The organism is Selenomonas sp. FOBRC9 (assembly GCF_000287655.1).
Taxonomy (GTDB): domain Bacteria; phylum Bacillota; class Negativicutes; order Selenomonadales; family Selenomonadaceae; genus Centipeda; species Centipeda artemidis.
Genome location: NZ_ALJR01000012.1, coordinates 1 through 25,630, shown reverse-complemented (window position 1 = coordinate 25,630; position 25,630 = coordinate 1). Strand labels below are relative to the sequence as shown.

The 25,630-nt window shown below is 58.4% G+C and carries 23 protein-coding genes, 1 rRNA gene and 2 pseudogenes; 1 reads left to right on the top strand and 25 read right to left on the bottom strand.

The window, feature by feature from the left end:
• Positions 1-20: 20 nt before the first annotated feature.
• From era to motA, 14 genes are all read right to left on the bottom strand, one after another.
• On the bottom strand, positions 21-917 hold the full coding sequence (era, locus tag HMPREF1147_RS02870; RefSeq protein ID WP_009657616.1) for a GTPase Era: 897 nt from the start codon (positions 915-917) through the stop codon (positions 21-23).
• A complete protein-coding gene (gene ybeY / locus HMPREF1147_RS02865; protein WP_037351072.1) occupies positions 914-1,375 on the bottom strand; it encodes an rRNA maturation RNase YbeY in 462 nt (153 codons plus the stop codon). Before ybeY ends, era begins: the two co-directional genes overlap by 4 nt.
• Positions 1,375-2,346 (bottom strand): PhoH family protein, encoded by a 972-nt coding sequence (locus HMPREF1147_RS02860; protein WP_009349261.1) that lies wholly within the window; start codon positions 2,344-2,346, stop codon positions 1,375-1,377. The genes ybeY and HMPREF1147_RS02860 overlap by 1 nt, the downstream gene beginning before the upstream one ends.
• Positions 2,347-2,385: 39 nt before the next feature.
• The gene (locus HMPREF1147_RS02855; protein ID WP_009657677.1) at positions 2,386-3,015 is read right to left on the bottom strand and encodes a hypothetical protein; all 630 of its coding nucleotides are present in this window, start codon (positions 3,013-3,015) and stop codon (positions 2,386-2,388) included.
• Entirely contained in the window at positions 3,012-3,917 is a 906-nt protein-coding gene (locus HMPREF1147_RS02850) for a DMT family transporter (protein WP_009438804.1), read from the bottom strand. Before HMPREF1147_RS02850 ends, HMPREF1147_RS02855 begins: the two co-directional genes overlap by 4 nt.
• Before the next feature lie 6 nt (positions 3,918-3,923).
• Positions 3,924-5,279 carry a phosphoglucosamine mutase gene (glmM, locus tag HMPREF1147_RS02845; RefSeq protein ID WP_009657704.1) on the bottom strand — a complete coding sequence of 452 codons (1,356 nt, stop codon included), beginning with the start codon at positions 5,277-5,279 and terminating at the stop codon, positions 3,924-3,926.
• Between the two features lie 42 nt (positions 5,280-5,321).
• The gene (locus HMPREF1147_RS02840) at positions 5,322-6,926 is read right to left on the bottom strand and encodes an NAD(P)/FAD-dependent oxidoreductase (protein ID WP_009657643.1); all 1,605 of its coding nucleotides are present in this window, start codon (positions 6,924-6,926) and stop codon (positions 5,322-5,324) included.
• Positions 6,923-7,855: a CdaR family protein gene (locus HMPREF1147_RS02835; RefSeq protein WP_026762143.1), complete on the bottom strand. Its 933-nt coding sequence runs from the start codon at positions 7,853-7,855 to the stop codon at positions 6,923-6,925. Before HMPREF1147_RS02835 ends, HMPREF1147_RS02840 begins: the two co-directional genes overlap by 4 nt.
• Positions 7,852-8,691: a diadenylate cyclase CdaA gene (cdaA, locus tag HMPREF1147_RS02830; RefSeq protein ID WP_009349267.1), complete on the bottom strand. Its 840-nt coding sequence runs from the start codon at positions 8,689-8,691 to the stop codon at positions 7,852-7,854. Before cdaA ends, HMPREF1147_RS02835 begins: the two co-directional genes overlap by 4 nt.
• Before the next feature lie 220 nt (positions 8,692-8,911).
• The gene (locus HMPREF1147_RS02825) at positions 8,912-9,937 is read right to left on the bottom strand and encodes a branched-chain amino acid aminotransferase (protein ID WP_009657640.1); all 1,026 of its coding nucleotides are present in this window, start codon (positions 9,935-9,937) and stop codon (positions 8,912-8,914) included.
• Between the two features lie 81 nt (positions 9,938-10,018).
• A complete protein-coding gene (locus tag HMPREF1147_RS02820) occupies positions 10,019-11,566 on the bottom strand; it encodes a bifunctional ADP-dependent NAD(P)H-hydrate dehydratase/NAD(P)H-hydrate epimerase (protein ID WP_009657683.1) in 1,548 nt (515 codons plus the stop codon).
• The gene (gene acpS, locus HMPREF1147_RS02815; RefSeq protein ID WP_009657635.1) at positions 11,563-11,940 is read right to left on the bottom strand and encodes a holo-ACP synthase; all 378 of its coding nucleotides are present in this window, start codon (positions 11,938-11,940) and stop codon (positions 11,563-11,565) included. The genes HMPREF1147_RS02820 and acpS overlap by 4 nt, the downstream gene beginning before the upstream one ends.
• Positions 11,941-12,033: 93 nt before the next feature.
• Complete coding sequence (locus tag HMPREF1147_RS02810) at positions 12,034-12,966, bottom strand: flagellar motor protein MotB (protein ID WP_009349272.1); 933 nt, start codon at positions 12,964-12,966, stop codon at positions 12,034-12,036.
• Position 12,967: 1 nt separating this feature from the next.
• Positions 12,968-13,759 carry a flagellar motor stator protein MotA gene (gene motA, locus HMPREF1147_RS02805; protein WP_026762147.1) on the bottom strand — a complete coding sequence of 264 codons (792 nt, stop codon included), beginning with the start codon at positions 13,757-13,759 and terminating at the stop codon, positions 12,968-12,970.
• Between the two features lie 242 nt (positions 13,760-14,001).
• On the opposite strand from motA, the gene HMPREF1147_RS02800 reads away from it, so the two are divergent.
• Complete coding sequence (locus HMPREF1147_RS02800) at positions 14,002-14,898, top strand: LysR family transcriptional regulator (RefSeq protein WP_009349274.1); 897 nt, start codon at positions 14,002-14,004, stop codon at positions 14,896-14,898.
• Between the two features lie 77 nt (positions 14,899-14,975).
• Here the strand turns inward: HMPREF1147_RS02800 and HMPREF1147_RS02795 are convergent, their stop codons facing one another.
• The 11 genes and pseudogenes from HMPREF1147_RS02795 to rrf all read right to left on the bottom strand — a co-directional run bounded on the left by HMPREF1147_RS02795 (position 14,976) and on the right by rrf (position 25,363).
• Positions 14,976-15,167, bottom strand: coding sequence for a hypothetical protein (locus HMPREF1147_RS02795; protein ID WP_009657627.1), 192 nt, complete (start codon positions 15,165-15,167; stop codon positions 14,976-14,978).
• Positions 15,167-15,511, bottom strand: coding sequence for a type II toxin-antitoxin system RelE/ParE family toxin (locus tag HMPREF1147_RS02790; protein WP_009657678.1), 345 nt, complete (start codon positions 15,509-15,511; stop codon positions 15,167-15,169). Before HMPREF1147_RS02790 ends, HMPREF1147_RS02795 begins: the two co-directional genes overlap by 1 nt.
• Positions 15,512-15,613: 102 nt before the next feature.
• Positions 15,614-16,780: pseudogene (locus tag HMPREF1147_RS02785) on the bottom strand (anaerobic C4-dicarboxylate transporter); the annotation flags it as partial.
• A gap of 4 nt (positions 16,781-16,784) precedes the next feature.
• Positions 16,785-17,777 (bottom strand): annotated as a pseudogene (locus tag HMPREF1147_RS02780) (flagellar hook-basal body complex protein); the annotation flags it as partial.
• 176 nt (positions 17,778-17,953) lie between these two features.
• Positions 17,954-18,331, bottom strand: coding sequence for a TIGR02530 family flagellar biosynthesis protein (locus HMPREF1147_RS02775; protein WP_009657657.1), 378 nt, complete (start codon positions 18,329-18,331; stop codon positions 17,954-17,956).
• Positions 18,332-18,592: 261 nt separating this feature from the next.
• Positions 18,593-19,984: a thioether cross-link-forming SCIFF peptide maturase gene (gene scfB, locus HMPREF1147_RS02770; protein WP_009657624.1), complete on the bottom strand. Its 1,392-nt coding sequence runs from the start codon at positions 19,982-19,984 to the stop codon at positions 18,593-18,595.
• A 79-nt stretch (positions 19,985-20,063) separates the two neighbouring features.
• Positions 20,064-20,201 (bottom strand): six-cysteine ranthipeptide SCIFF, encoded by a 138-nt coding sequence (gene scfA, locus HMPREF1147_RS11565; protein ID WP_006691237.1) that lies wholly within the window; start codon positions 20,199-20,201, stop codon positions 20,064-20,066.
• Between the two features lie 73 nt (positions 20,202-20,274).
• Positions 20,275-21,552 (bottom strand): UDP-N-acetylglucosamine 1-carboxyvinyltransferase, encoded by a 1,278-nt coding sequence (gene murA / locus HMPREF1147_RS02765; RefSeq protein ID WP_009349282.1) that lies wholly within the window; start codon positions 21,550-21,552, stop codon positions 20,275-20,277.
• Positions 21,553-21,574: 22 nt separating this feature from the next.
• Positions 21,575-23,500, bottom strand: a complete 1,926-nt coding sequence (locus HMPREF1147_RS02760) for a SpoIVB peptidase S55 domain-containing protein (RefSeq protein ID WP_232208042.1) — start codon at positions 23,498-23,500, stop codon at positions 21,575-21,577.
• Between the two features lie 198 nt (positions 23,501-23,698).
• Positions 23,699-25,039 (bottom strand): MFS transporter, encoded by a 1,341-nt coding sequence (locus HMPREF1147_RS02755; RefSeq protein WP_009657701.1) that lies wholly within the window; start codon positions 25,037-25,039, stop codon positions 23,699-23,701.
• 207 nt (positions 25,040-25,246) lie between these two features.
• Positions 25,247-25,363 (bottom strand): 5S ribosomal RNA (rrf, locus tag HMPREF1147_RS02750).
• Between the last annotated feature and the right edge of the window lie 267 nt (positions 25,364-25,630).

Here is a 25,630-nt window from a genome sequence, read left to right as displayed (position 1 = left end):
TTCCTCTCCTCCCCTCTTCCCTAATCGTCTCCCGAAAGACCGAACTCGCGCAGCGCGCTCTCACGGTTGCGCCAGTCCCTGCGTGTCTTGACCCAAAGGTCAAGATACACTTTAGCGCCGAGCAGCGTCTCGATATCCGCGCGCGCCCGCGCGCCGATCGTCCGCAGGAGCGCCCCGCGCGCACCGATCACGATCCCCTTCTGTGATTCGCGCTCGACGTAGATAACGGCGCGGACGTAGACGTCCCCCTTCGCACGTGTCGTGATCTCCTCGATGTCCACGGCAACGGCATGGGGGATCTCGTCCCGCGTCAGTTCGAGCGCCTTTTCCCGCACGAGCTCGGCGATGATGAGCCGCTCCGGCTGATCCGTGACCATATCCTCCGGGTAGTAGCGCGGCCCCTCGGGCAGATGTTTTTTGATCTCGTCGAGGAGACCTGCGAGATTTTCCCCTGCCCGTGCCGAGATGGGAACGATCCCTGCAAAGTCGTACGTTTTGGCATAGCTCGCAATGATCGGCAGTGTCTCTTCGCGGCGCAGGAGGTCGATCTTATTCACCGCGAGGAGCACCGGGACGCGGACTTTTTCGAGCTGTTTGAGAATGTACTGCTCGCCTGCGCCCATTTTCTCAGTCGCGTCCACAACGAACACAACGACGTCCACGCCGTGAAGCGCCCCCTCGGTTGCCTTTGCCATATGGCTGCCGAGCTTGTGCTTCGGCTTGTGTACGCCGGGGGTATCGAGGAAGATGACCTGTGCGTCCTCCTGTGTCAGGATGCAGAGGATGCGGCTGCGCGTCGTCTGCGGCTTGTCGCTCATGATGGCGATCTTTTGCCCGATGAGCGCGTTGATGAGTGTGGACTTGCCGACGTTCGGACGACCGATGACGGCGGCAAAGCCCGATTTATAATGATTCATCGCCCTATCCCCAATGCCTCCATGACATGCCGCTGCTCCTCCTCCATCTCCGCGCGCTCGGCGTCCTCCATATGGTCGTAGCCGAGGAGGTGCAGCATTCCGTGCACGGTGAGAAAGGAGAGCTCGCGCAGATAGCTGTGCCCGTATTCCTCCGCCTGCGCCCGCGCCCGCTCGAGCGAGATCACGAGATCGCCGAGCACATCGCCCGCAGGATCGTCTAAAATCTCCGGCTCTTCGCTCTCCATGAGGGCAAAGGAAATGACGTCGGTCGGGCGGTCAACACCACGGTACTGCCTGTTGATCTCATGAATATAGGCGTCGTTCGTGAGCGTCACGCTCACCTCCGCGCCCTCGGCGCCGTAGAGACGTCCGACCGTTTCGACCGCACGGCGCACGGCGGCTTCGTCCCCGGGCGCGATGCACAGTTCTTCCGGCTGCGCGGAAATCCTAATCTCCATCATGCGCGCTCCCGTCTCTTCTCCCACGCACCATATGCCTCAACGATGCGCGTCACGACCTCGTGCCGGATGATGTCGACCGGCTCGAGCCGCACGATGCCGACGCCCTTCACCCCGCGCAGGATTCTGCACGCCTGTTTCAGCCCCGATGCCGTACCGCGCGGCAGATCGACCTGCTCGAGGTCGCCCGTGACCACCATTCGGGAACCGAACCCGAGGCGCGTGAGGAACATCTTCATCTGCGCACCCGTCGTATTCTGCGCCTCGTCGAGAATGATGAACGCATCCTCGAGCGTTCGTCCGCGGATGTATGCGAGCGGCGCGACCTCGATGAGTCCGCGGCTCATCATCTTCTGGTACGCTTCCGCGCCGAGGATGTCTTGAAGCGCATCGTAAAGCGGGCGCAGGTAGGGATTGATCTTCTCCGTGAGATCGCCGGGCAGAAAGCCCAAATGCTCCCCGGCCTCGACGGCGGGGCGCGTAAGGATGATGCGGCTCACCTCGCGGCTCCTGAGCGCCGCCACCGCCATAACGACGGCGAGATACGTCTTTCCTGTCCCCGCGGGACCGACGCCGAGCGTCACGGCATTTCTGCGAATCGTACTCAGGTAGTCGCGCTGCCCTGCAGTCTTGGCGCGTACCGACTTCCCCTTTGCCGTCACAAGGAGCACCTCGGCGAAGAGACTGTGCAGCTCCTCTATGCGCCCTTCCTTGATGAGGCGCGCGCCGTACACCGCCTCATGCGTTGTTGGCTTTGTCCCCTGCTTATGAAGGAACAGCATCTCATCGACGAGTGTACGCACCGCCGCGACCTCCGCAGATGCGCCCGTCACTGCAAGAGACATTCCCCTGCTGACGAACCCACAGTCAAAATTCTCCTCCATGCTGCGCAGAACGGTATCGCGGTCGCCGAGTACGGCATACGCCTCCTCCTTGTTCTTGAACACAATCTCTGCTGTTGTTTCCTGCAAGTAGTATCCTCCCCGGCATCCCGTATTTTCAAGGTTTTCCTAAATAAAATATTCGATCGTATCGCCCGGCTCTCTGCGTGTCCGTGCGTCAAAGAGCAGCACTGCCTCGCGGTCATCCGGTGCACCGAGTGCGTAGAGCTCGCGCGTCTCCCTGTTGAGACAGGAATACGGCACGATACGGTTGTATGCGTGCGGGTGCGCGCAGGTCACCGTCACGCCGTCACGCACGAACTCCGGCTCCGCTTCCTCCAAATAATAAGGATCAAAGAGGTAGATCCGATCCTCCTCCGCTCCCGTGACGAGCGCATAATGCTCCACCTCATAGAAGAGACGCACGACCGCCACACCGCCGCGCACGAGGGCATCGTTGATGTCGCTGTCCCGCCCGACGCGGACACGGCATCCCGCGATATAATGGCACGAGAGCGGGAACTCGGTCGCGCGGCTGAACCCCTCCAGCCAATTGGAGAGATACATCATCGCCATGCGCGACGTGCCCGCCTTGCACGCACGCCCATCCATACCGTAGCAGTCGAGCGAATACAGCATAACGCTGCGGATGATCTCGGGCGGGATCTCCGCACGGTCAAAGAGGAAGCTCATCGCATTCAGCAGCGCCGTCGGGCCGCAGTCGTACTCCGACATCTGATAGCGCAGTGGGATCTTCATGCGGCTCTCCTCTTCTTTTGCAGATTCGGCACGGCAATCGCCGCTACGACAAGGAAAATGCCGAGCACCTGCATCGGTACAAAATGCGTGTCAAAGATAATATACGCAAAGAGCACGCTCGCCACCGGCTCGATCGTCGCCGTAATCGCCGCCTCCTCGGGCGAGAGCCAACGCAGCCCCGCGTTGAACGTAAAGAACGCCACTACCGTACCAAGCACCACGATGACAAAGAGATCAAGCGTCGTCTGCGGCGTAAAGAAACTTGGAATCTCCGTCACCGCATGTGTGATGGGGAGCAGCGAGAGCCCGCCCATCAGCATACAGACAGCGAGCAGGAAGAATCGGTCAAAGAGATGCAGCAGATGCACGGGGTAAATCATTGCAAACGTGAACGTCACCGCCGAAGCAAGACTCCACAGAACGCAGGCAATCGGTACGGACAGTCGTTCGGGATTGCCGCCCGTCACGAGCAGGAACACGCCCGTGACCGCCGCCGCGACTGTCACCATTTCCATATGCGATGGGATACGGTGGTGCCGCAGCGCCATATAGAGGATCATGATGACGGGCGACGTATAGGTGATGACCGTCGTCGCCGCTGCGTCGCCCGCCGCGATCCCCTCAAAATACGTATACTGTACCGACATGATGCCGATGACGCCAAAGATCGCAAGTTTGATCAAAATCCGCGGATTGCGCCGCAGAGAGCGCAAACCGCGCCTAAGCCCCCCGCTCCACCATGCAAGCAGGAAAAACAGGCTGCTCGAGAGGAACAGCCGCACCTGCGTCAGTTCAAGAGGAGCATGCGTTGACTGCGTATAGAAATGCTGCGCCGCCGTACCGCTCGCCGCCCACATGACACCGGCGATGAGTACGAACAGGATCGCCGTGACATGTGGCATAATGCATTACGCCTCCCCCTGCTCCCGCAATACAACATCTGCGATCGCGCCGCAGATCTCCTCAAGCTGTTTTTGATCCGTCCCCTCCGCCATCACGCGGATGAGCGGCTCCGTCCCCGAGGGGCGCACGAGCACGCGCCCGTCCGCGCCGAGGCGTTCCTCTCCCGCACGGATCGCCGCGCGGATCGCCGTGTTCTCCGACCAGCCTTCCTTTGTCTTTACCCGCACGTTGACGAGGAGCTGCGGATAGGTCGTCATGAGCGCATTCAGCTCGGATGCCTTTTCCCCGCTGCGTTTGAGCGCTGCAAGCACCTGCAGCGCCGTCACGAGGCCGTCGCCCGTCGTGCCGTAGTCGGCAAAAATGATGTGCCCCGACTGCTCGCCGCCGATGGTATAGCCGCTGCGGCGCATCGCCTCGAGCACATAGCGGTCGCCGACCTGCGTCACCTCGACGTGCCCGCCGAGCGCCTCGATTGCCTTATGAAATCCGATATTCGCCATGACCGTTGAGACCACGGTCTTATGCGGAAGTCTCCCGGCACGCAGCATCTCTCCCGCGCACGCCACAAGGATGTGGTCGCCGTCGATGAGCGCCCCTGTTTCATCGAGACAGAGACAGCGATCCGCGTCGCCGTCGTGGGCGATGCCGATGTCCGCGCCTGTTTCGAGCACCGTACGGCGCAGGGAGTCCAAATGTGTCGAGCCGCAGTTGTCGTTGATGTTGACACCGTTCGGGAGCGCATGAATGACCTTAAGCTCCGCGCCGAGCGCGCGCAGCACCTTCGGCATTGCCTCATATGCCGCGCCGTTCGCGCAGTCGAGTACGATCTTCATGCCGTCGAGCCGCTGCGGGCAGGTGCCGACGACATAGTCCACATATTGATTGACGAGATCGTGCCGGCGCTCTACCGTACCGACATGCCGCCCTGTAGGACGCGCTGCGTCGTCGCCCGCTTCGATCCGCCGAACGAGCGCCTCGAGTTCGTCCTCCACTGCATCCGGGAGCTTATAGCCGTCGCCGCCAAAGAACTTGATGCCGTTGTCGCCGAACGGATTGTGCGACGCCGAGATCACAATGCCCGCCTGCGTCCTATGCTTGCGCGCGAGGTAGGCGATGGCAGGCGTCGGGACAATGCCCGCAAGGATCGCAACGCCGCCCGCCGAGCAGATGCCCGCCGTGAGCGCCGCCTCGAACATCTCGCCCGAGATGCGCGTATCCCGACCAATCAGGATGCGCGGACGCGCCTCTTCATGCGAGCCGAAGTAAAGCGTCGCCGCGCGCCCGAGCCGATATGCCAGCTCCGGTGACAGCTCCGTATTTGCCTCGCCGCGCACGCCGTCCGTCCCAAATAATCTCAACATTAACAGCCCCTTATTCTCAGGTTATGATTGCTCTTCCATAATCTACTGTATCTGCGTCAAAAAAGCAAGCGCGGCTTTCATTCCATCGAGCGCCGCGCTCATGATGCCGCCCGCGTAGCCCGCCCCCTCGCCGATCGGGTACAGCCCTGCCGTCCCCTCCGCCTGCATCGTCCGTGCATCGCGCAGGATGCGACAGGGCGCGGAAGAGCGTGACTCAACGCCCGTCAGGGGAATGTCCGCCGCGCCAAAGCCCGGGATGCGCCGCTCCCAATGTACGAGTGCGCGCGCAAGCGCGCCTGCGGCGAACGCGGGCAGTACCTCATGCAGATCGGCGGGGCGCACGCCCGGCGCATAGGTCGGCACGACGGCAAAGTCACGCGTCCCCGTCCGCCCCGCGAGGAAATCCCCGACGGACTGCACAGGGGCGCAATAATCGCCGCCGCCCGCACGGAACGCACTACGTTCAAGTTCACGCTGCAATCGGATACCGCCGAGCACGTCGCCGTTCCAATCCGCAGGACTTACCTGCACGAGAAGCGCACTGTTCGCCGTCCCGGAGTTGCGGCGGTAATTGCTCATGCCGTTCGTCGCGAGCATTCCCTGTTCCGATGCCGCCGCGACCACCATGCCGCCCGGGCACATGCAGAACGAGTAGACGCCGCGTCCGGCCGTATCGTCGCGGTAGGTCAGCGCATAGTCGGCGGCGGGCAGCAGTTCATAGTCCGCCGCGCCGTACTGCATCCGATCGATAAACGCTTGCGGATGCTCGATGCGCACGCCGACGGCGAACGGCTTTGCCGTCATGGCAAGCCCCGCCGCCCGGAGCATCGCATAGGTATCGCGTGCCGAATGCCCGATGCCGAGGAATACCGCGTCCGCGGGGATGCGCTCCGCTTCGTTCACGACGACAGCCGCAATGCGTCCGTCCTTTCGCTCAACACCTGTCACCTGCGTCTCAAATCGTACTGTGCCGCCGCATCGTATGATTTCGACGCGCAGATTTTTCACGACCGTGCGCAGGATGTCCGTCCCGATGTGCGGTTTTTGGAGCACACGGATTTCCTCGGGTGCGCCCGCCGCGATAAAGGCCTCGATGATGGCACGCATCCGCGGATCGCTGCTGCGTGCCGTGAGCTTCCCGTCGGAGAACGTCCCCGCGCCTCCCTCGCCGAACTGCACGTTGGACAGCGGATCGAGCCGCCCCGTTTTCCAAAACACCGCCACGTCCTGCGTACGGCGGTCGACGTCGCGCCCGCGTTCGAGGACAATCGGCGCCGCCCCCGCTTGTGCAAGCACCCACGCGGCAAAGATACCCGCGGGACCAAATCCCACAACGACGGGGCGATGCACGCTGCGTGCCGTAAAAATGCCCGGCGGCAAGAGCTCCATAGGATTCTCATCCCGCGCAGGAGCAATATCCTTATCTTTTCTGTGTTTCCGAAGAACGGCGCGCTCGTCCTCCACCTGCACGTCGAGCATATAGACCCACACGATCGGCGCGCCGCGGTAACGGCGTGCGTCAAGCGCCTTATGAACGACAAACCCCCCGCGCACCGCTTGAACCGGCAGGGAAAGCCTCTCTGCCGCAAGCATTGCGAGGGGCTGCGCTGCATCGTAGGGAACGCGCAGATTTTTGATGCGGATCATCTCATCGCTCCGACCTTAATCTCTACGGTCACATTCGGATCCGTCACCGTAACCCCCGCGGGCAGACGGAGCTGCACGCGGCGTGTCTCGTTTTCCTTGACATCCGCGAGCGAGATCTCCTCCGTATCGATGCTCGTGATGGATTTGAGCACGTCTTCTGCGCCTGCAATCTCGATGCGCGTCGGCGCGGCGGTGATGCTTTCGAGCTTCAGGTTCGGCGAGAGATCGCTCTGCGCCTTGACCTTGATCTCCACCACCTTGCGCGTGAGACCGCGCGCAAGCTTGACGGCAATCTCCGTTTGACTCGGCGAGACGACGACCTCGGAGGACTCGCGCCCGTCGCTGTTCATCGCAAGAAGCGGTGCTGCCACGGAAAAATCCTGCCCCTGCCCGCCGAGATTCACATGCGCCACGATGCGTGTGACACGATCCACCTCGGAGCGCGGCCCTTCGACTGTCGCCGCCGCAACGGTCTGTGAAATCTTGTCTACGGCGACGCCGCTTGCCGGCGTGCCGCTCGTCATCACATCCACCTTAAACGACTTCTGCACGATACGATCAAGAGAGACCGTAATTTTATCGGGCGACGTGCTGATGAGCTCAAACCCGTATGGGATCGTCGTCTCCACCGGATAATTTTTATCTCCCTCCGCGTAGTCCGCGAAATTCAGCTTGGCATGGAAATCGCCGCGATCCGCCGCGACAAACGCCGAACGCGGCGCACGCACACGGATCGTTACCGTTTCGGCGGAGGCATGCATACGATACCCGTCGGGCGCATCCGCCATGGATACGGGAATCGAATAGCTGCCCTCGATCGCCGGATTTTGATCGTTCATCACATAGAGCCAAAGCAAAATGGCAATGACGAGCGCACAGATTTTCACGAGCAAATTGTGCTGCACTATATCTCGCAGAGCGTTCATCATTTCTTCCTCCAGCCCCGAACCAGTTCAAAGATCGACGAGCGCGCGCTGTAGGCAAAAGCGGGTGTGAGAATATGCGTAAGCTGATCCTCATCCAGATGCCGGTGGATCCTCCCGTTCTCAGCGATCGAGATCGTTCCCGTCTCCTCGCTGACAACGACGATGAGCGCGTCGCACTGCTCTGAAAGCCCGATCGCGGCACGGTGGCGCGTGCCGAGCTCGCTCGAGAGTGTACGGTTCTCCGTCAGCGGCAGGAGACAGCCCGCAGCGATGAGCCGCTTCCCGCGAATAACCGCCGCGCCGTCATGGAGCGGCGTATTCGGAATAAACACGTTGATAAGAAAATCCGAGGTGATGAGCCCGTCAATCTGTATCCCCGTTGCGCTGATGTCGTTCAGTCCCATATTTCGCTCAATGACGAGCAGCGCGCCGATTTTATTGGTCGAAAGGATCTTCACGGCATTCCGGATCTCGCGAATCGTACTCTGCGCCTCCTCATCGTCGAGAAGCCCTCCCGCACCGAGGAAGCGCCCCTGACCGAGATGTTCGAGCGCGCGGCGCAGCTCCGGCTGAAAGACGATGGGCAGCGCGACAAAGAGCAGCGTCACCGATTTTTGCAGCAGCCATGAGATGACATGCAGATCAAACCAGCTCGCCACCACCGTGATGCCGAGCAGTACAAGGATACCCTTGCCAAGCGTAATGGCACGGGTATCCTCGAGCATAATATAGACGCGGTAGAGAATGACCGCCACGATGAGAATATCGAGTACATCGAGCGGTGTGATGGTCGACAGGATGCCGCGAAACTGCGTCGGCATCGTAAAATCAAACGGCATATGAACCCCCAAGCGTTAAACGTTCCTCTCCGTCTCTCCCGTTTCCATGCGCCCCCGCCTTCCCCCGCGAATCTGCGCATACAAATCCGAATCGATGCTATATTTAAGAAATTCTCTGAGACCGCCCAAAATCCTTTTTGTCTTTCTTTTCTTTTCAAAAAAATTTGGGACTGCCGCCCCTGCCCAATATGTTTGGGCGCAATGGCGGCAATCCCGTTGCTTAACAAATTTTACGGATCCATCCCTCGGGCGCAGGCACGATGCCGAGCTGGATACCGCGCAGCGTATCGTACAGCTTTTGCAGCACCGGTCCCATATGATCGGAACTGTCCGGGAACACGATCACGCGGTTGCCGTGTGTCACCGAGCCGACGGGCGAGATGACCGCCGCCGTCCCGCAAAGTCCGCACTCGGCGAACGACGGGAGCTCTGCAAACGGCACAGGGCGGTGCTCCACCTTCATCCCGAGGATATGCTCGGCGATATAGACGAGAGAGCGGCGCGTGATCGACGGCAGAATGGAATCTGATTTCGGCGTCACGATCGTTCCGTCTCCCGTGACGAAGAGGAAATTCGCACCGCCGGTCTCCTCGACATAGGTGCGCGTCGCCGCATCAAGGAACATATTCTCGTCGAATCCCGCCGCATGTGCTGTCATATAGGCATGGAGACTCATCGCGTAGTTCAGCCCCGCCTTGATGTGCCCCGTCCCGTGCGGTGCCGCACGGTCAAACGCGCTCACGCAGAGCCGTACGGACTTTACCCCGCCCTTAAAATAAGCCCCCACGGGCGTGCCGAAGAGCCGAAACTCATACGCATCCGCCGGCTTTACCCCGATCACCTCGCCCGATGCGAACATGAAGGGACGCAGATAAAGCGATGCATCCGAGCCGTACGGGGGCACATAGTCGCGGTTCGCCTTGACCACCGCGTCAACCGCCGTGAGGAAGCGCTCTTTCGGAAAGGACGGCATCTCAAGATATGCCGCCGAATCGTACATGCGCTCCGCGTTGAGATCCGGGCGGAACGCAACGATGTGTCCGTCAACGGTCTCATACGCCTTCAACCCTTCGAAAACCTCCTGACAGTATTGCAGAATGCCCGCACATTCGCTGATCGCAACCGTCGCCTCGGAGGAAAGACCTCCCTCATCCCATTTTCCGTCCGCATAATGCGCCACATAGCGCTGCGGCAGAGCGCGGTAGGAAAACTCGAGATGCTCCCAGTCAATATCCGCCTTTGCCATAAATAGACGCCTCTTTCCTATGGGGAGTGCACGAGAACGCGCTCCCGTTCAAAATGTATTCCTTATCATAGTACCGCGCGTTTATCTTGTCAACTCCTTGCGTGCTTTCGGAAGCTTCATCAGAATATCGCGTGCCATCAGTCCGTTTCCTTTGCGTTCGTAGGTGAGATCCCCCGCACGCCCGTGCAGATATACACCGGCGATCGGTGTCATACCGCTTTCCATCTGGCGCATCAGCCCCGCAATCGTCCCTGCGAGCACGTCGCCGCTCCCTGCCGTCGCCATGCCCGGGTTGCCGCAGGTCGTAAAGAACGCGTCCCCGTCCGGATAGACGACAATCGTACACTCGCTCTTCACCACAAAGACTGCCTGGCAGTCGCGCGCCGCATTCCGCGCCGTCTGCAGGAGGTTCGCACGCACCTCCTCCGCAGATTTTCCAAGGAGATGGGCGAACTCCCCGATATGCGGCGTGAGGATCGGCACCTGCGGCAGATCCCGGAGCGCCGTGAGCTGACCCGAAAATGCCCAAATTGCATCCGCATCCATCACGAGTGGAGCCTTCACATCCGCGGCAAAGAGCCGAACGAACTCCGCCGTCTCTGCCGCACGACCAAGCCCCGGACCGATCAGCACGGCATCTGCCGACGCCGCAAGCGAGAGAGATTTTTGCAGCGCCTCCATGCCGCCGAAATAGCCCATGCCTTCGTCCGGGATCGGCACAACCATGACCTCGTTCAGTTTCGCCGCAAGGATCTCATAGATCCGCTCCGGTACGGCAAGTGTCACAAGCCCTGCGCCGATGCGCAGTGCCGCCTCTGCCGCCATCGCCGCCGCGCCTGTCATACCGACCGATCCCGCGAGGATAAGGATGCGCCCACAGTCTCCCTTATGCACATCGCGGCGGCGCACCGGCAGCAGTTTCGTCACCGTTTCCTGCGTGATGAGCGACTGACGCAGACTCTCGCCCGTGAGAAGCGCCCGCGGAATGCCGATATCGTCCACAAGCAGCTCTCCGGTATAATTTGCGCCCTGCTCGATGAAATGCCCAACTTTCGGCAGTCCAAGCGCAAGCGTCCGATGTGCCTGTACCGCAAGCGAAACAATCCGCCCCGTATCCGCCTCCACGCCGCTCGGCACATCGATGGAGAGCGTCTTTTTCCCGGCCGCATTCATCTCCTCAATGAGACGGATCACAGGCTTGCGAAGTTCCCCCTGCACACCCGTGCCGAGGATGCCGTCCACAACGCCGTCTGCAAAGCGCAGCGCAACGCGCAGGCGATCCCAGTCTCGATCACTTTCAAGCGGGCGCACCTCCACGCCCATCGCCCGGACGGCATCGTGCATCGCGCGCGCCGCATCGCCAAGACGCTCCTCATTTCCGGTAAAAAACAGCTTCACGCGCGCGCCCATATTCATCAGATGCCGTGCGGCAGCAAAGGCATCGCCGCCGTTGTTGCCGCCGCCCGCAAAGACGCAGACGGACTTCCCTCGTGCGCTTCCGATGAGAGACACCGTTTCCTCCGCTGTGCGCCGTCCCGCATTCTCCATGAGAGCAAGTGCCGGGAGACCGTACTCCCCGACAACGCGTTCGTCAATCGTCCGCATATCCGATGCAAATGCGATATTCATAATGATCCCTCCAAAACACAATATGCCGTCGCATATTCTTTTTCATGACTGAGCGTGATCCATACGCGTGTGACACTCATTGCCGCCGCGCGCGCTGCAAAACCGCCTGTGAGCCCCGCCTGCGGCGCGCCGAGCGCATCGGGCAGGATCTCGATATCGAGCAGCGTTCCGTTGCGCAGCCCTGTGCCGAATGCTTTCATCACCGCTTCTTTGCCTGCGAACCGTGCGGCGAAACTCGCGGCGGCGCCTGCACCTCGCCCCCGCGCATAAGCGATTTCTCCTGCCGTATAGACCCGCGCCGCAAAACGCGGATTCTCAATCGCCTTCGCAATGCGCGGAATATGAATGATATCGCTGCCAACACCTAGGATCATGGGATATCCACCTCTGCCGATTCATGATACAAAAAGGAGCCATTGCCCCCGCAACAGCCCCTTTCAATCTCTCTTTGTATTTCCCCTGCACGATCAGTGCTGCAGGGGAGCCGGAACAACGCCCGGCGTCGTCTGCGTCGGACGCTGCTCCGCGCCCATCGGTGCGGTTCCCACGCTCATATTCGCCGACGGTTCTCCTGCCGCCGATTTTGGCATGGACGTTGACGGCGCATTTGCATTCGACACGACCTTGCCGTCTGAGGATGTACTTGAATCCTCTTGGCTAAAGCGCATACTGCGTGCAATGAACACCTCGACGCGGCGATTCTGCGCACGCCCCTCCTCCGTATCGTTGCTCGCGATCGGACGATACTCACTGTAACCGAGCGCGCTGAACCGCGCCGGATTCAGCGAGGGCTGCGCTCCCATCAGACCGCGCATGAGACTCACCGCACGCGCGGAACTCAGCTCCCAGTTCGACGGGAACTGAGACGTTGCAATGGGGACATTGTCCGTATGCCCGGAGATCGTCACGCGCTCCGGCAGCGAGGTAAGGAGCGCCGCAATCACGGGCACAATCTGCTCCGCCTGCCCTTGGAGAGCCGCAGAACCGGAGTCGAACAGCGCTTTCTCCTTCAGGCGGATCATCAAACCGTCCTCGGAGAGCTCCGTGCTCACCTGATCCTGCAGATCATGTTCCTTGATGTATTGTTCGAGCTTCTCCTGCGCCTCCGAGAGGTTCTCATTCTCCTTCATATAGGCGCCGTTGCCGTTGTCATTGCCGCTGATCGACGGCGCAGTCTGCGATGTCGACGGGCCCATGCCGGAGAAGAACGACGGCCCGCCCATATTGAACGCCGCTGTAAACGCCTGCGCGAGCGCCTGCATCTTCGACGCGTCCGTTTGGGACATCGCAAAGAGTGCGATAAAGAGCGCCAAGAGCAGCGTCATCAGATCGGAATAGGGCAGCAGCCAAGCCTCGCCCGCTTCCTCCTCATGCGGCTTCGCATGTTTTTTACGCGCCATATCAGCCCTCTCCCTTCAGCGCCTCACGCTCCGTCTGCGGGATAAAGACCATGAGCTTTGCCTCAATCGCCGTCGGCGAATCGCCTGCCTGCAGCGAAAGAATGCCCTCAATGATCATGCGTTTTTGACTGACTTCCTGTTCGGACATGATCTTGAGCTTGTTTGCAAACGGCATCCACAAAACGTATCCGGTGAAGATACCGAGAATCGTCGCGACGAACGCCGCGGCAATGGAGTGACCGAGCTTATCAATATCGTTGAGGTTTCCGAGTGCCGCGATCAGACCGACAACGGCGCCGAGAACGCCCAGTGTCGGCGCATAGGTGCCTGCCTGCGTGAACATCGAGCGCCCTTCGGCATGACGTTCCTGCATGATGGCAAGCTCCGCGTCGAGCACGTCGCCGACGAAATCGGGATCCATACCGTCGATGACCATACCGAGACCCGTGCGGAAGAACGGATCCTCTATCTCCTGCGCCTTGCTCTCAAGTGCGAGGATACCTTCGCGGCGCGCGATCTGCGACAGCTCGATGAATTGCTGTACCAGCTGTCCCTTTTCCTGGAGCTGCGGCACCTGGCATGTCTTCTTAATCAGATTGACAAAGTTCCCCAGCTGTTCCATGCGGAACCCGATAAAGAGACACGAGAACGTGCCGCCGATAATGATAAGGAACGCCGCCGGGTTGTTCAGTGCCGAAAGCGGCGCTCCTTTTAGGATCATACCAACAAAGATCGAGATGATACCCATGATGATCCCGATGACCGTTGATTTTTCCAACGCAAAAGCCCCCAATCCATTTCTCTCGGTCGCCGGACGCGCATTCTCACGGCTGCCCCATACAGCAAAAAGGAGACACACGTCCACATCTTCCTATATTATTCCATAAACCCCGCGAAAATCCTACCTGGTTTTTAAAAAAACTCTCAAAAATTCCCGAAAATTTTTCAATAAATTTACATTATAGAACCATATATTCATTGAAAGTATGGTATAATAGAAGCCATATAAAAAATAATTATTAGGAGGATGGTCTTATGGAACTACGGCAGTTGGAGTATTTCCAAATGGCAAGCCGCTTGAAAAACATCACGCGTGCCGCCGAACGCCTTCGCGTTTCTCAGCCGAACATCACCGTTGCCATCAAGAAACTGGAAAGCGAGCTTGGCATCCAACTCTTTGATCGGAGTCAGAAACAGCTCTCCCTCACCCCCGAAGGTGCTGTCTTCCTCGGACGCGTCGAAGTCGCGCTCCGCAGCATCCAAGACGCAGTGCTTGAAGTCAACGACTACAAGCAGCTGCAAAAGGGGACGATCAAGATCGGCATCCCGCCGATGATGGGCGCCTATCTCTTCCCGAAGATTTTTTCGAGTTTCCAGCGCCGCTATTCCCATCTGGACGTCTACCTCCACGAGGAAGGCTCCGTTGCCATCCGTGAACAGCTCGAGCGCGATGAGCTGGACTTTGGCATCATCATCATCCCCGAAGCCGCGCCCAATCTGCGGCTCCTGCCTATGGCACGCAGTCAGATTGTCTGCTGTGTACAGGAGGACAGCCCGCTCGCCGCGCGCAAGGCGATCACGATGCAGGACATCGAGGACAGCAGCCTCATCATGCTCAAGGAAGGCTCCTTCCTCCGGCAGATCATGCTGCAAAAGATGAAAACAGCGGACATCACGCCGAACATTGTCCTCGAGTCCAATCAGGTCGTCACCATCATGGGACTCGTCGCAAGCGGCGTCGGCATCGCATTCCTGCTCGACATGGTCGTCCGCGATGTCCCCGGGATCCGCGCGATCCCGCTCGCAACGCCAACACACGTCGATGTCGGTCTCGCATGGAAACGTGACCGTTACATCTCGCGTGCAGCGCAGTCCTTCATCGATTTCAGCAAGGACATCCTCAGCCGCAGTGCCGAGCATAGTATACTCTGAATCGGCACAACATACAATATGCATATCAAAACTCCCGAAGCGCCGACGCCTCGGGAGTTTTTTACATATTTATGACATCAGAGACAAGCTGTCGGTGCGGCACTTGTTTTTGCAGTGGGAGGCACGGATGTCCCCTGCACAGCGTCTGCCACCCGCTGACGGGCAAGCTCTTCCCGGTACCAATCCTCAAGAGCATCGTATTCTCTCTTCACTTTAGGATTTTTCAAAAGCTCTTCACGAAATTCCATCCAGTCGACACCGGCTTGCATTATAGTTGCCCCCTTTTTAAATATTCGGCACGATACCGTTTTGCCCGTTCGATTTCATATCGAGGTGTCTTCATTGTTTTCTTGATGAACCCGTTGGTCAGTACTGCCATATTGCCAATCACAAAGAAATACAAAATGCGCGTTGCATTGCCTGCAAGTGAAATACGAAGTTCGAAAATCCCTTCGTCTAGTTCTTTCGATATCGGCACACGGAGCTGACTTCCTCGTTGTTCTAACATATCGATCGCACGGATTACTTTTGCCTGCATTTTATCGTCGAGTGAAGCGATGAACTCTTGCACAGGACTTGTACCGTCACTTTTCCGATACATCACAATACGCACAGAATCACCTCACAGCTCTTCCGGTTACAGTATAACATATGGGCATAAAAAAAACCACCGCAGAGACATAACCTCTGCGGAAGTTTTCATTCATAAAAGAGTTCAGAACAGCAGATGCGCGACGACATACCCGACGCAGCAGCCCGAGCTGACGCCGATGAGGCCCGGAATCATGAACGAGTGGTTCAGGATGTACTTGCCGATGCGCGTCGTGCCCGAGCGGTCAAACCCGATGCACGCAAGGTCGGATGGATACGTCGGCAGGAAGAAGTAGCCGTAACACGCCGACACAAACGACAGAATCATCACGGGATCCATCCCCACGTTGATCGCCATCGGCACCACGATCGCGATTGCCGCGCCCTGCGAATTCACGAGCTTCGACGTGAGGAAGGCGAGCACCGCATATGCCCACGGATAGGTCTGCACCGCGGTGCCGAGGAACTGCTTGAGGAACGCGATATGGTTCATAAAGTAGGTATCCGCCATCCACGCGACGCCGTAGACGGAGACGAGCGCGACAACGCCCGAGCGGAACACCTGCGAATTGCCGACATCCTTTGCCTTCATTTTGCAGGTAATGAGGATCACAGCGCCCACGAGCAGCATGACCATCTGAATGACCACAACCATCGAGATGGGCTTCGGCGCCGCTCCCTCCTTTGCCGCAAATTTCGGCAGGAGTTCGGGGAAGTTGCCGAGCACGGCAATCGCGATGATGCCGGCGAAGAAAATATACATCGCACGGTAGTATTCCTTCGGCAGCTCCTTGTCGAGCAGCGTCTCGGAGTCGCCGTAGACATACTGCTTGTTCTCCGGGTCGCGGATGAACTCCTGGAAGCGCTCGTCGTCCTCAAGATCCTTGCCGCGGCGATAGCTCCACAGCGCCGCAAAAAGGACACCGCAGAACGTCGCCGGGATCGACACGGAGAGTACTTGGAACACCGTAAACTCATGCCCCGACGCTGAGAGGAACGCGACGAGCGATACGACCGCGACCGAGACCGGCGACGCACAGATTGCCATCTGTGAAGCAACGGATGCCACCGCCATCGGACGCTCCGGACGGATACCCTGCTTGATGGCGATGTCGTAGATGATCGGGAACATCGTATAGACGACATGTCCCGTGCCGCAAAGCACCGTGAGGAACCACGTTGTCAGCGGCGCAAGGATCGTGACATGCTTCGGATTGTTCCGGAGAAACTTCTCCGCATACTTCAGCATGACAGTGAGACCGCCCGACGTCTGCAGGAAGCCCGCGCAGGTCGGTGAGGTTGTTGTCGTTCGCATCGAGTGTCAAGTCTACATAGGTTTTTCCACTAACCGTGACTGTCGTCGCTGCCGTGATCTTACCGCTGATCGTGTAGTTACCGCCATAGGTGTAAGTCCCCGTCGTCAAGCCGGTACGAACAATGCCGGTTGTCGCACCGTTTACGCTGACCGGGCTGGACGAGTTTGTGGAGTCCACATCCATCTTCAGATCAACTGTTCCTGTTGCGCTTGCCGTGATATTAGAAATTTTGGACTTATAGAGCGCCTTACCCGTAACGGCGCCGCCTGCGGTGAACGGATGCGCGGCGGAGCTGTCGAGCAGGACTTTCTCTCCCGTGCTGAGCGTCAGGGAATACTTCCCTTTTTCCTCGGGGACATAGTTCGCGACCGTCTCCGATGTGCCGTCTGCGTAGCGCACGAGCGTATTTGCCACCTCGTAGCCCGTTGTGCTCGCGTTGAGGTTCTTCGTATAGGACGCGGTTGCCGTCGTCGCGGCTTCCATGGATTTCCCCGCAGGGATATTGATTTTTGTCGTATTCTCCCCCGCAGGCGTCACCCTGCCGTCCGTCGCCATATAGCCCTGCACATAGAGCCCCGTGCTCGGGATGGTCAGATTGCCCGCGGCGTCGAACTCGAACGCGCCGTTGCGCGTGTAGTATTTCTGCTCGCCGCGCGAGACGACGAAAAGCCCGTCGCCGCGCGAGATAGCGATGTCCGTGTTCTTGCCCGTGGACTGCACGGAGCCGTTCGTATAGAGGAGGTCGGTGCTCGCAACCGACATGCCGAGACCGATCTGCTTCGGGTTCACGCCGCCGATCGTGCCCTGCGGTGCGGACGCGCCCGAAAGGTTCTGCGAAATCATATCCGCAAACGTCACGCGGCTCGCCTTGAAGCCCGTCGTGTTGACGTTTGCAATGTTGTTGCCAATGACATCCATGCGGGTCTGATGACCCTTCAGCCCGGAAACGCCCGAGAACATGGAACGCATCATAATGAATCTCTCCTTTGCGTATGTGACAGTGCAAAGGAAGAGCCGTTATCCTGATATAGTGCGCAGTCCCCCATGGTATCCTGCGCGCCAAAATAGAGACATGTGTTTTTCACAGTGTCTCCATGCTGACCGCACTAGTCGAGCGCGGTCAAAAGCTTCCCGTAGGTCCGGCTTTTTCAGATAATGGCTGCACTGTCAATATTCGTAAATATACTGTCTGCCGCGGTTACGTCATCAAGCGCCGTAATCACGGTGCGGTTCGTCACGGAGACGACCATTGCGGTACTGTCCTTCATGTAGATAAGAGCTTCCCTTGCGCCCTTTTCCCTCATGCGGTCAATCGTACTGCCGAGCTTCTCGAGCTCGCTGTTTGTGAGCATCACGCCGCGTCTTTGCAGCCGCTCTTCCGCGTGCTGCGAGAACCGGACGCGCCGTTTTTCCCCTTCGAGTACCTGTGCAAACGACGCCTCGCTGCCGCCTATCGCACTTCGTCCGTGCCGGGTTCCCCTGCTTCCCTGCCCGACCGGCGCCGTCAGCTCGCCTGCAATTCTCATCGCATCACCTCCTCTTGATATGTGAGCAAACAAAATGCTCCACCGAATATATCGGATGGAGCGTTGGAAAACTTAAATTTAGGTGAAGTTTTTATTTAGGCAGCATATCACATCGCACAGGCGGAACAATGTTTGGCGCTAAGTCACGCCGCCGTAACCTGAGTGACGCGGCAGTTTGGATGCATGGCTAGGCATGAGGAGAATACGAGCGAAGTATTCGACGAATAACGACGCTAGGCGCCAAAATCCCGCATCATGTCGTCACGCCATACTGACAGGCGTCTCTTCCGCCGCCTCTTCCTTTTCCAGCGCCAACACCGCCTGCACTAAAATCGCACACTCAAGGCGTTTCTTCTGAATCTCGCAGCCCACCTCATACGGGTGGCGAATATCGCCGTGGAAGAGGTCAGCGTTCGCATGGCAGCCGCCGCTGCAATAGAACCGCGCCCAGCAGTCACGGCAGAGCGGCTTATTGAGGACGTGAGAATTGCGGAAATACGTCGGGAGCTCCATGCTCTCAACGCCCGTGAATACCGAGCCGAGCCGGTAGCCCTCGCGCCCGACAAACTGATGGCAGGGGTAGAGGTCACCGTTCTCGGCGACGGCATAGTATTCGTGCCCCGCGCCGCAGCCCGCAAGGCGTTTCGCGACGCAGGGGCCGTGATTGAGATCCATGTTGAAATGGAAGAAGAAGAACCCCTTCCCCTCGCGCACGCGGTTCAGATAGGTCTCCGTCAGGCGGTCATACTCCTCATAGATGCGCGGCAGATCCTCCTCGGTAAAGCCGAGCGGGCTGTCCTTCAGTACGACGGGCTCCATCGAGAGGATATCAAACCCCGCCTCGTTCAGTGCGAGCACGTCCTTCGTAAAGTCGAGGTTCTCGCGCGTATAGGTGCCGCGCAAATAATAGTCGTTGCCCCCGCGTGCCTCGACGAGTTTGCGGAAGTTGCGCATCACGATGTCGTACGTGCCCTGTCCGGCAGAGTCGGGGCGCATACTGTCATGCACCTCGCGCCGCCCGTCCGAGGAGAGGACGACGGAGATGTTATTGTCGTTCAGCCACGCGATATTTTTATCCGAGAGGAGCATCCCGTTCGTCGTGAGCGTCAGCTTGAACTCCTTGCCGGATTCCTGCTCGCGTTTACGTACATACTCCGTCACTTCCTTGACCGTGCGCAGATTCATCAACGGCTCGCCGCCAAAGAAATCGATCTCACAGTGTTTGCGCGGGCCGCAGCCATTGATGATGAAATCGACCGCCGCGCGCCCGACCTCGGGCGACATGATTGCGCGGTGCCCGCCGTAGCTGCCGCCGTCGCCGAAACAGTATTTGCAGCGCAGATTGCAGTCCTGCGCGACCATGAGACAGAGGGATTTCACAAGACCGCGCGACTTGAACGTCGGCGGCACGTCGATATCGGGAGCAAAGAGCGCCCCCGCTGCCATGAGCTCGTGCAGCTCCCCGAGCGCCTCGCGCAGCTCCGCCGCAGGATAGCGTCCCGCGAGACGTGCGGCGACCGCCTCGTCGTTCGTCCCGTCGAAGTCGTCCATGATGTCGTAGATCATCTCGTCGATGACGTGGACAGCGCCGCTGTTGACATCGACGAGGATATGCATACCGTTCTGCTTGAACTTATGCGTTCGGACTTTCATTATTTCTCCTTTATTGCTCATCCGGGTTGACACAGAAAAAGCCCTTCTCTGAGGAGAGAAGGGCGAATTGCCGACAAACTTACTTCGCGCAGGGCTGATTGCCTACTGTGCACGAAGTCTTGCAGGCGGACTGGCAGGATGCCTGACACTCGCCGCAGCCGCCCGTGTAGAGCGTGGACTGCATCGTCGGCTTGTTGACCGTCTTGATGTGTTTCATGATTCATTCCTCCTCAATCGGTCATTGTCACTTAATTTTATCGCATAAATCATATTTATGCAAGAACTTTTTATTATTCTGTCCATTCCGCTTCGCGTCTCTCAATATCCGCACCGAGCGCGACGAGTTTTGCCACGAGATCGTCGTAGCCGCGATCGATATGATGGATATATCCGACGCGCGTCTCGCCCTCGGTGACGAGTCCCGCGAGCACCATCGCCGCACCTGCGCGCAGATCAGTCGCACGCACGGGAGCACCGTGCAGCGCCGCCGTGCCCTCCACGGTCGCCGTGCGGCCGTCCACGCGAATCTGTGCACCCATACGCACGAGTTCCTCGACGTGCATGAACCGGTTCTCAAAGACGGTCTCCGTCACCGTGCTTGTCCCCTCCGCGACGGCAAGCATCGCCATGAACTGCGCCTGCATATCTGTCGGGAACCCCGGGTATGGCATCGTCTTCAGATCGATCGCCCGCATAGGCTGCTCCGCCCGGACGCGGATGCCCTCGATGCTCTCCTCGATCATCGCCCCGGCCTCTTGGAGTTTTGCCACGACGGGTTTCAGATGCTCGCTGATGGCATTCTCGATGTAGACGTCGCCGCGTGTCATTGCTGCCGCTACCATGTACGTCCCCGCCTCGATACGATCGGGGATGATGGTATAGTCCGCCGCCGAAAGTCCCGGTACGCCGTCGATCTTGATACGGTTCGTCCCGGCGCCGCGGATGTGCGCCCCCATGACGTTCAGATAGTTCGCGAGGTCAACAATCTCGGGCTCCATCGCAGGATTTTCGAGAATTGTCTGCCCCTCGGCGCAGGACGCGGCCATCATGACGTTCTCCGTCGCTCCGACACTCGGGAAGTCAAAGTAAATATTCGCGCCCTTCAGCCCGTTCGGTGCACTCGCATGGATTGCGCCCTGTGTGATGTCAACCTGCGCGCCAAGTGCCTCAAAGCCCTTGAGATGCAGGTCGATGGGGCGCGTGCCGATCGCACAGCCGCCGGGGAGCGATATCTCCGCACGTCCCTCACGCGCAAGCAGAGGTCCCATGATGAGGAAGGAAGCGCGCATCTTGCGCACGAGCTCATAGGGGGCTGATGTCGTACCGATGCGCGTGGCGTCGATCTTTAACCGATGCTCCGCCGCCGCATAGTCGGCAGAGACGCCAAGCGAACGTAAGACAGCGGAAATCGTATAGACGTCCTCAAGCGCAGGCACATCGTCCAGCACCGATACGCCGCGGCTGCCAAGCAGCGCCGCCGCAATGATGGGCAGAACCGCGTTCTTTGCCCCGCCGATCTTGACGCGTCCGCACAAGGGTCTCCCTCCATGAATGACCAGTTGTTCCATTCGCCGTTTTCCTCCTATGCGGCTATTCCTCTACCTTGAGACTTGCATGTATGACATTTTCGATCACATAGGGCGCAAAGAATCTCTCTTTTTTCTCACGCTTCTTCTCATCCGCGAGGAGCTTCACACCGCCCTGCGTTTGTTCTTTCTTCGCCGCGCGCGCCGATGCCTTGGCTGCTTCCTTGATACGCTTTTTCAGCTCTTTCTCGGAAGCAGGTGCGGGTGCGGCACCGGGCGCAATGATGACCTCGTTGTTCTGCCCTGTTTCCGCGAGATCGCGCAGTTTTTCTTCCGTCGTCTTGAACCGCTCTTCGTCGTCCGGCACCTCAAGCCCTGCTTGTGCAAGCAGTGCAAGCGGCGATACGGGGACAAATCCCCCGCCGCGAATATCAAGGTTCAGCGTGCCGGGTACCTGATCTTTCGGTACTTTGTAAGGGATGGAAAGTGTTTCCTCAGGTTTTCGATACGGACGGATCTTCGTTTGAAACGTCACCGTTTCCCCGGGCTTTACAGTCGTTTTATCCGGGGTAGCCGAGACCAGCAGCGCCGTCTGGCGGTCACCGGTGAGCTCGACGTCCACATCCACATCGACGATGTCGGATTCCTTCTCCGCATTCGTCACGATTGTCCCAAGCGCCTGCAGCAGCTCCGTGACTGCGATCTGCCCGACATCCGCCGTGTTGTAGTACATATTGCGCCGCTCAAACACTCCGTTTTCGTAGGCGTTCGTCCGAATCGTAAAGTGAATGCGCGCCGTGCTGCTGCCGAGCGCATCCGACACTTTGCTCATTGCGGCATAGGCGATGCTGCTGGAGAGCACAGGGAGAAAATCCTCGTCATAGGCGATCTGCGCCCCGAATGTCTCCTCTGTGCCGAGCGCATCGTCCTTCACATGAATGCGCACGGGCACCGCCGTCGGGAACGTGCCGAGCATCCCCGCTACTCCGGTCTCGCGATCCTGGCTGATGCGCCCGATCACGCTGCCGATATTGGCAATCTTAACGCCGTTGCTCTGCCCCGCAATCGTCCCGATGACATCCGCATCCGTCATGAAATAGTTGACATTTCCCTTATGCATGAACGAGTGCCCAAAGGCAACGACCTTTTTTCCGTCGACCGCCGTAACCGTTCCCGTCGCACCGATGCTGAAATCACCGTAGACAACGGCAACGCCGATTGGCTGACCGCCCTCAAGCGTCGCATCGTAGCGCGTATGTATCTTACCGCTGTCTCCCGTCGTACCGAGAGGAATGAACGTCGTCCCGGCGGGCAGGTTCTTTTCCAAATAACGCAGCCCCGCCGCATTAAATCCACGCGTAAAGAAATACGCCTTCTCCTCCGTCTTGCCCTGCTTTGCTGTCTCGCTCTGTGCCGGCGTGTTCTCTTCAGGCGCTTCGTTTGTTCCTTCGGAGGTCTCCTCTGTACCTTTTGTATCGTCCGCCTTCTTACCGGTGAGCGCATCGATCATATCGCGCCACTCTGCCTCACGCTCCGCACGCGACATCTTTCCAACAGCCTTTTCGCGCGCACGCAGTTTTTCCTTTTCCTCTGCTTTCCGGCGCGCCTCAACCGCCTCGACAATATTCACCGTCTGAATCCGTGTTTGATTCTTCGTATCGGGCATATCCCAAAGAGGCGTCATGTCCTCAATCGGCGTAATGAAAAAAGTATAAGGACTGAGATCTTTCAGCCCTGCCGCAAGCGCGCCGATAAGACGACCGTCCACATAGATGGGGCTGCCGCTCATCCCTTGCAGAACGCCGCCGACATGCTCAATAAAATCACCGCTTGTCCGCGCCATGATCATCCGCTGAGAGCCTTTACCGCTCTCCATGCGCCCAATGATCTCAATCGGAAACGTACGAATCTCACCCGACGTATCAAGCACAGTGTACGCAGTCCCCTGCATCCCCTCCGTCACTTCCTCATAGGGAAGAATCGGAGGCATCGCATGGACGCTCGGCGCAGCAAAGTTCAAAGAAAACGCAAAAAGAGACGCCGCAAGAAAGCGCTTCAAATTCTTTCGCAAAATGTCACCTCAAAAAAAATCTGTACTGCAATAGAGTTGATTCGCTCTATTGTAGCACAGACGGAAATTTTTCGCTAGTTTTTTCATGCGGCAGGATAGAGCCGGCAGGCAAGATAATTAACCGAGCGAATGCTCCAACTCCTCAAGCGTCCGCTGCTTGCTCTCCTTGCCAAGCAGGACAACCGTGGCGGAAATCAGCACAAAAACCGACGCAAACATTAAAAAGATATTTTGCATTGGAAACGACTGCGCGATCATGACGCCGACAAGCATCGGCGCAATCATGCCGCCGATGCGGCCGAATCCGGCCGCCCAGCCGCTGCCGAGCGCACGCATCGACGTCGGATATTGCTCCGGCGTATAGGTATAAATAACGCCCCACGCACCGAGATTGAAGAAACTCATCGCCGCGCCCCACATGAGGAGCGCCGTGACACTGCCCGCGTTGCCGAAGAAGAAACTGCACACGCCGCTCATCAAGAGGAAAAGACCGAGCGTATAGCGGCGTCCAATCACATCGACCAGCCATGCCGCCGCATAGTAGCCGGGCAGCTGCGCGAGCGTCATCACGAGAACATATTCAAACGTCTTGACAATCTCGAAGCCCTGTGCATAGACGATGGACGGCAGCCACATAAAGATGCCGTAGTAGCTGAACACAATGCCGAACCACGCGCACCACAGCATGATCGTCCGCTGCCGCATCCCCTTCGCCCAGAGCGCCGGGAATCCGGGCGTCTCGACTGTCTCTGCCTGCACCGTCTGCGGCGCAAGCTGATCGAGGAAGGGTTTTTCCGGCAGCTTCAGCTGACGCTCAATCGCGCGAATGATCTCTTTTGCCTCATCCACGCGGCCTTTCGAGAGCAGATAGCGAACTGACTCCGGCATATGCAGACGCAGAACGAATACGTATAGCGCGGGCAATGTGCCAATGACAAACGCCGCCTGCCAACCGTACACCGGAATCAGCAAATACGCGATACACGCCGCCGCGAGCCATCCAAGCGCCCAAAAACTCTCCAGCAGTACAATGAAACGACCGCGCAGATGTGCCGGTGCGTATTCGCTCATGAGCGTCGCCGCGACCGGCAGCTCTCCGCCGAGCCCAAATCCGACAAGAAAGCGAAAAACAAGCAGCGATTCATAATTCCATGCGATTGCACAAAGCCCCGTCGAAATACTGTACAGCAAAACCGTGAGCGTAAACACCTGTTTACGGCCGATACGATCCGCAATCGTCCCCGCAAGCACGGCGCCAAGCGCCATACCGATGAGTCCAATCGACCCGATCCATCCGGTCTGCGCGGGCGAAAGCGACCATTCCCGCGCGAGCACGGGCAGAACAAAGGCGATAAGCCCCGTATCCATCGCATCGAACAGCCAGCCAAGTCCCGTAACGGCGAGGAGCTTGTATTGGAAGCTGCCGAGCGGCAGATATTCCAAACGATCCAAAATCATAGAGAAGGCCTCCCTTCAAAGTCTATATAAAAACCGGCACCTAGACCGTCAAAAATAAACGCTGCCTAAGTTGACCGCTATTATAGTCCTGTGCGCTCAATATTGCAAGAGGTCGTATTTCCCTGTTTTTCAAAGGAAAACTACAATTGAAAGGAAAAACCGCTGACGACAAAACAAAAAAGCCCGTGATTTCTCACGAGCTTATCTTTGCGGCAACTACCTACTCTCCCACGTCGTCTCCAACGAAGTACCCTCGGCCTGCGGACGCTTAACTGCTGTGTTCGGAATGGGAACAGGTGGAACCGTCCGGGCATCATCACCGCATACTTGAGTAAACTTTTGCTCACTCAAAACTAGACAGAAGAAACTCTTTTGCAAATTAGTTGCGAAATACCTTAGCAGTCAACGTCTGCCAATCACACTTCACTTTCGCTCGTGTTCTTGGGACGCTCCCTACGCCATAGCGACATTTACTCAGTCTCCCGACTTCGTAACCGTCGCATAAGCGATTCGTATAGCTTTGCGCTCTTTATATCGCGCAAACCTAACTCTCTGCTTAAATCAAGCCCTCGACCGATTAGTACTGGTCAG